Raw genomic sequence first — 5374 nt, forward strand, 5'->3', positions numbered from 1 at the left:
GCGGCCGGTGTGCCAAAAGTCAAACCCGCCGACAGGCGGGTTTTTTGTTTATGCCCGCAGAGCCTGCTGCCAGTCGGCAATCAGATCCTGCGCGTCCTCAATGCCAACGGAGAGGCGAATGAGCTGGGGCGTAATGCCGTTTGCCAGCCGCTGTTCGAGAGGAATGGACGCGTGGGTCATGCTAAACGGCTGGCTGACCAGGCTCTCTACGCCGCCGAGGCTCTCCGCCAGCGTAAACAGGCGCAGCCTGCCGATAACCTGCTCTGCGTAGCCATCGTCGCCTTTCACCACCAGCGAAATCATCCCGCCGGGCAGCGCCATCTGCCTGCGCGCCAGCTGATGATGCGGGTGCGACGCCAGCCACGGGAACCACACTTTTTCCACCTGCGGCTGCTGCTCCAGCCATTCGGCGAGCGCCAGCGCGTTGCTGCTGTGGCGTTCCATGCGCAGCGCGAGGGTGCGAATGCCGCGCAGCGTCAAAAAGCTGCTGAAGGGATCAAGCACGCCGCCCACCGCGTTTTGCAGATACCCCAGCCGCTCCGCCAGATCGCGGTTGTCGCCGACCACCGCGAGGCCCGCCACCACGTCGGAATGGCCGTTGAGATATTTTGTCGCCGAGTGCACGACGATATCAAAGCCCAGCTCGAGGGGACGATGAATGGCCGGCGAGGCGAAGGTGTTATCGGTGACGCTGATCAGATTGTGCCGCCGGGCGATCGCCGCGATGGCGCTGAGGTCCGCCAGCTTGAGCAGCGGATTCGTCGGCGTTTCAACCCAAATCATCCGCGTATCCGGCCTGATGGCCGCCTCAAGCGCCGCCAGGTCGTCGGGCTTGACCCAGCTGACCCGCAGGCCTGCGCTGCGGCGGCGGACGTTTTCGATCAGTCGCCAGGTGCCGCCGTAGACGTCGTCGACGGCCACCAGGTGGCTGTCTTTATCCAGCAGCTCAAGCACCGTGGAAATCGCCGCCAGCCCGGACGCAAAGGCGTAGCCGCGGGAGCCGCTCTCCAGTTCGGCAATCGCCGTTTCCAGCGCGTGGCGGGTAGGGTTGCCGCTGCGCGAATATTCATAGCCGGTATGCTGCCCGGGGGCCGGCTGTGCGAAGGTGGAGGTGGCATAAATGGGCGGCATCACGGCGCCGTGCGCATCGTTAAAGGTGCCGCCGTGTACGCTTAAGGTATTTAAATTTTTCATGGACGATCCTTAGTGTTCAAGTCGGTTACGCCAGGTGGTCAGCACGTCGCTGCGGGTGATCAGGCCGAGAAAACGATCGTTATCGGCGATGACGGCCACCAGGCCGCGATCGAAAATGGCTTTTAGCGCGCTTTCCGGCGCGCGTTTATCGAGGGTTTCGACGTTGCGGGTCATGGCCTCTCTGACCGGCAGCGCAAAGCGCTGGCTGTTGCCCTCGACGTGGCTAATCAAATCCCACTCATCGACGATGCCAACGACGCGACCGTCTTCCAGCACCGGCAGCTGGGAGATGTCGTACAGGCGCATGCGCGCCAGGATGGCGGCCAGCGTGTCGTCCGGCGCGGCGGTGACGGTGGCGTCTTCGTCATGGCGCAGGGCGATAAAATCGGTTAAATCGCCGCGCGAGGGGCGAGTCAGCAGCCCCTGCTGGCGCATCCAGTCGTCGTTGAACATTTTCGACAGGTACTTGTTGCCGCTGTCGCAGGCGAAGGTCACCACGCGTTTGGCGGTCGTCTGCGCCTGACAGTAGCGCAGGGCGGCGTGCAGCAGCGTACCCGTTGAAGAACCCGCAAGAATGCCCTCGGTCTGCAGCAGCGCCCGCGCGGTCGCAAACGCCTCCCGGTCGGTGACGCGATAGGCGGTATGAACGCCGTCAAGATGGGCCAGCGGCGGGACAAAATCTTCGCCAATCCCCTCAACCAGCCACGATCCCGCCTCGCCGGAGCGGCCGGTCTCTACCCGATCGGCGAGGATCGATCCCGCCGGATCGGCAAGAATAAACTCCGTTTTCGGCGAGTGTTCGGCAAACCACGCCTGCAGCCCGCCGAGGGTGCCGCCGGAGCCGACGCCAACGACGATAGCGTCGATATCGCCGTCGAGCTGGGCGAAGATTTCCGGCGCGGTGGTGCTGATATGCGCCAGCGGATTGGCCTCGTTATTAAACTGATCGATATAGAACGCCCCCGGCGTCTCCTCCGCCAGGCGGCGGGCGTAATCCTGATAGTAGGCCGGATGGCCTTTATTGACGTCGGAGCGGGTGAGCAGCACCGTTGCCCCCAGCGCCCGCAGATGGAATATCTTCTCGCGGCTCATTTTGTCGGGGACGACGAGGATCAGGCGGTAGTTCTTTTGCGCCGCGATGAGCGCCAGGCCGAGCCCGGTATTGCCGGCGGTGGCTTCAATAATCGTACCGCCGGGCTGCAGCTTACCGAGGCGCTCGGCCTCGTTAATCATCGACAGCGCGACGCGATCCTTAATAGAACCGCCGGGGTTTTGGTTTTCCAGCTTGAGGAACAGGCTACAGGGGCCGGTTTCGAGCTTGTGCAGCTGGAGCAGGGGCGTGTGGCCGATAAGATCGCTAACAGAATGAAAGAGTGACATGACTATTTACCCATTCGTATCGAGATGACGAATGGTAGGTCTGTGAATTTGGCAAATTAAAGAATATTTAACCGTCCATAAGAGCAAAATGGAATATAAGATGCTATTTAGCCATCCGGAGGGAAAGGTTGTTAGCCGCCTGGGTGTATTGATATCTGAAAAATAGCGTTTTTGGCGTAATTTCCAGCAATTAATGTCTTTTTACGCCGACGCAAATGCGTTTTTCAGCAAAGGATGGTTAAAAAAAACATAGTTGAAAATACCAGGATGACGTGCGCGATTTACTCTGCCGATGCATAGCTGTTGGCTGAAAACAAATAACAAAGCCGGCTATTCAATACCGTTTTTGATAGATACGTCAGGGCCCGGACGCATGATAACCTTTTATTCAATTAGAGCGATTTGCGATTACGTCCGGGCTTATTAATGAGGCGCCGGAAGAAAAGGTGAGATGTGCCTGAATTTATATCACTAGCGATAAGTTCATTCTGGCCGATGCTGTATGCCGGGCTGGTTTTTACTATCCCCATTACGTTAATTTCGTTTGCCCTCGGCCTCGGGCTGGGGTTTGTCGCGGCGCTAATCAGGCTGTACGGGCCGCGACCGCTGCGGCTGCTGGTGCGTTTTTACGTCTGGGTTATCCGAGGCACGCCGCTGCTGGTGCAGCTGTTTCTGATTTTTTACGCGCTGCCGGGTATCGGGATCACCCTCGACGCTTTTCCCGCCGCGGTGATCGGCTTTACGCTGAACGTCGGGGCCTTCACTTCCGAGGTTATCCGGGCAACGCTGCTTTCCGTGGCTAAGGGACAGTGGGAGGCCGCGCACTCGATCGGCATGAACTGGTGGCAGTCGCTGCGTCATATTATTTTGCCGCAGGCCGCGCGGGTGGCCGTGCCGCCGTTATCGAATACTTTTATTTCGCTGGTGAAAGATACTTCGCTGGCGTCGGTTATTACCGTACCGGAGCTATTTTTAGCGGCCCAGAGAATTGCCGCCGTGACCTATCAACCCCTAATACTCTATACCGAAGCCGCCCTTATCTATTTATTAATCAGCTCGGTGCTGTCGTATCTGCAATCGAGGCTCGAGGCCCGGTTAGAAAAAAATACCTCAGGCAAGGAGCAAAATAATGATAACGCTGTCCGGGCTTGAGAAAGGTTTTGCCGGGCAAAAGGTCCTGCACGATATCTCTTTAAATATTGCCGAAGGGAGCGTCACCGCGCTTATTGGGCCATCGGGAAGCGGCAAAAGCACGCTATTACGCTGTATTAACCTGCTTGAGCTGCCGCAGGCCGGGAAATTAACTATTGGTCAGGAGAATATTACCTTCTCGGCGGATGCCGCACCGAAAAGAAAGGATATCCGCCGTATGTGCCAGCAGACCGGAATGGTTTTCCAGAGTTTTCAGCTGTTCCCTCACCTGTCGGTACTCGAAAACATTATGACGGGGCTGATTGTGGTGCAGAAATGGCCCGTTGAACGGGCGAGGGCCCGCGCCGAGGCGCTGCTGGCGAAGGTGGGGCTGCTGCATAAGCGTCACGCCTGGCCGGCGATGCTGTCCGGCGGCCAGCAGCAGCGGGTGGCGATTGCCCGGGCGCTGGCGCCTTCACCCAAGGTGCTGCTCTGCGATGAGCCAACTTCGGCGCTGGATCCCGAGCTGTCGCAGGAGGTGATTGCGGTTTTGCGTCAGCTGGCACAGGAGGGGACCACCATGCTGATGGCTACGCACGATCTGCGCCTGGCCGCCAGTATCGCCAGCCAGGTGGTGTTTCTTGAGTCCGGGCAGATCGTTGAGAGCGGCAGCTCGCGGGATATTTTTACCCGCGCGAAGAAAACCCGGACCCAGCTTTTTATTTCCACATTAACCGAAACGTTTCCCGATTCCTGGGAAATTTAAAACAACAACACGGCATAGCAGATTAAGGAGTTAATGATGAAAGTACTGATGACGGCACTACTGGCTACCGCTATTCAGCTGGGCGTGGCGCATGCGGCGGTGGCGCAGGACGACCTCGCAAAGATTAAAGCGGCCGGCGTGTTTAAGGTCGGCACCGAAGGGACCTTCCCCCCGTTTACCTACCACAATACCGCGGGGAAGCTGGTGGGTTTTGACGTTGATATCGCGCGTGAAATTGCCAAACGGATTGGCGTAAAGGCCGAGTTCGTTGAAGGTAAGTGGGATGGCCTGGTGGCCGGCCTGGACGCTAAGCGCTACGACGCGGTGATAAACCAGGTGTCCATCACGCCCGAGAGAGAGGCGAAGTATGACTTCTCCGATCCCTACATTTCCCCGAAAGCCGTGCTGATCGTCAATGAGAAAAACGCCGATATTCATACCTTTGCCGATTTAAAAGGCAAGAAGTCGGCGCATACCTTGACCAGTAACTACGCGCAGATTGCCCGAGAGAATGGCGCGGAGGTGGTGGGCACCGACGGCTTCGATCAGTCCATTGCGCTGGTGTCGCAGGGACGGGCGGATGCGACCATCAACAGCAACCTCTCATTCCTTGATTTCAAAAAGCATAAACCCGACGCCCCGGTAAAAATTGTGGCCGAACGGGCCGATACCGAGCAGGAAGCGGTATTAATCCGTAAGGGAAATCCGGATCTGCGTCAGGCGATCAATACGGCGCTGGCGGGCATTAAATCCGACGGCACCTGGCAGCGGATCTCCAGGGAGTATTTCGCCGCCGACGTGTCGAAATAAGAGGGCGCGGCGTCGTTACTGATAGGAAAAGGTAATGCTCGCGAGGGCGTTGGCGCTGCCCGGCACCAGCTCACCGGTGCGGACGTACTGCGC

General features: G+C 58.4%; 5 protein-coding genes. 3 read left to right on the forward strand and 2 right to left on the reverse strand.

Translation table 11 applies throughout. From position 1 onward, the window contains the following. Positions 1-48 precede the first annotated feature (48 nt). Together PFH44_RS24645 and PFH44_RS24650 are read right to left on the reverse strand one after the other, a co-directional pair. Positions 49-1194 (reverse strand): trans-sulfuration enzyme family protein, encoded by a 1146-nt coding sequence (locus tag PFH44_RS24645; protein WP_283826459.1) that lies wholly within the window; start codon positions 1192-1194, stop codon positions 49-51. A gap of 9 nt (positions 1195-1203) precedes the next feature. Beyond that, on the reverse strand, positions 1204-2580 hold the full coding sequence (locus PFH44_RS24650) for a pyridoxal-phosphate dependent enzyme (RefSeq protein WP_166646231.1): 1377 nt from the start codon (positions 2578-2580) through the stop codon (positions 1204-1206). Positions 2581-3069: 489 nt separating this feature from the next. Here PFH44_RS24650 and PFH44_RS24655 point away from each other — a divergent pair, with 489 nt between their 5' ends. From PFH44_RS24655 to PFH44_RS24665, 3 genes are read left to right on the forward strand one after another with little or no spacing between them, the layout of a single operon-like run. Next, on the forward strand, positions 3070-3726 hold the full coding sequence (locus tag PFH44_RS24655) for an amino acid ABC transporter permease (RefSeq protein ID WP_045856918.1): 657 nt from the start codon (positions 3070-3072) through the stop codon (positions 3724-3726). Next, positions 3704-4471, forward strand: a complete 768-nt coding sequence (locus tag PFH44_RS24660) for an amino acid ABC transporter ATP-binding protein (RefSeq protein ID WP_283826460.1) — start codon at positions 3704-3706, stop codon at positions 4469-4471. The genes PFH44_RS24655 and PFH44_RS24660 overlap by 23 nt, the downstream gene beginning before the upstream one ends. A 36-nt stretch (positions 4472-4507) precedes the next feature. Further along, positions 4508-5281, forward strand: a complete 774-nt coding sequence (locus PFH44_RS24665; protein ID WP_045856922.1) for an amino acid ABC transporter substrate-binding protein — start codon at positions 4508-4510, stop codon at positions 5279-5281. The last annotated feature ends 93 nt before the right edge of the window (positions 5282-5374 follow it).

Source organism: Klebsiella sp. Ech2A (assembly GCF_030078455.1).
GTDB lineage: Bacteria > Pseudomonadota > Gammaproteobacteria > Enterobacterales > Enterobacteriaceae > Klebsiella > Klebsiella terrigena.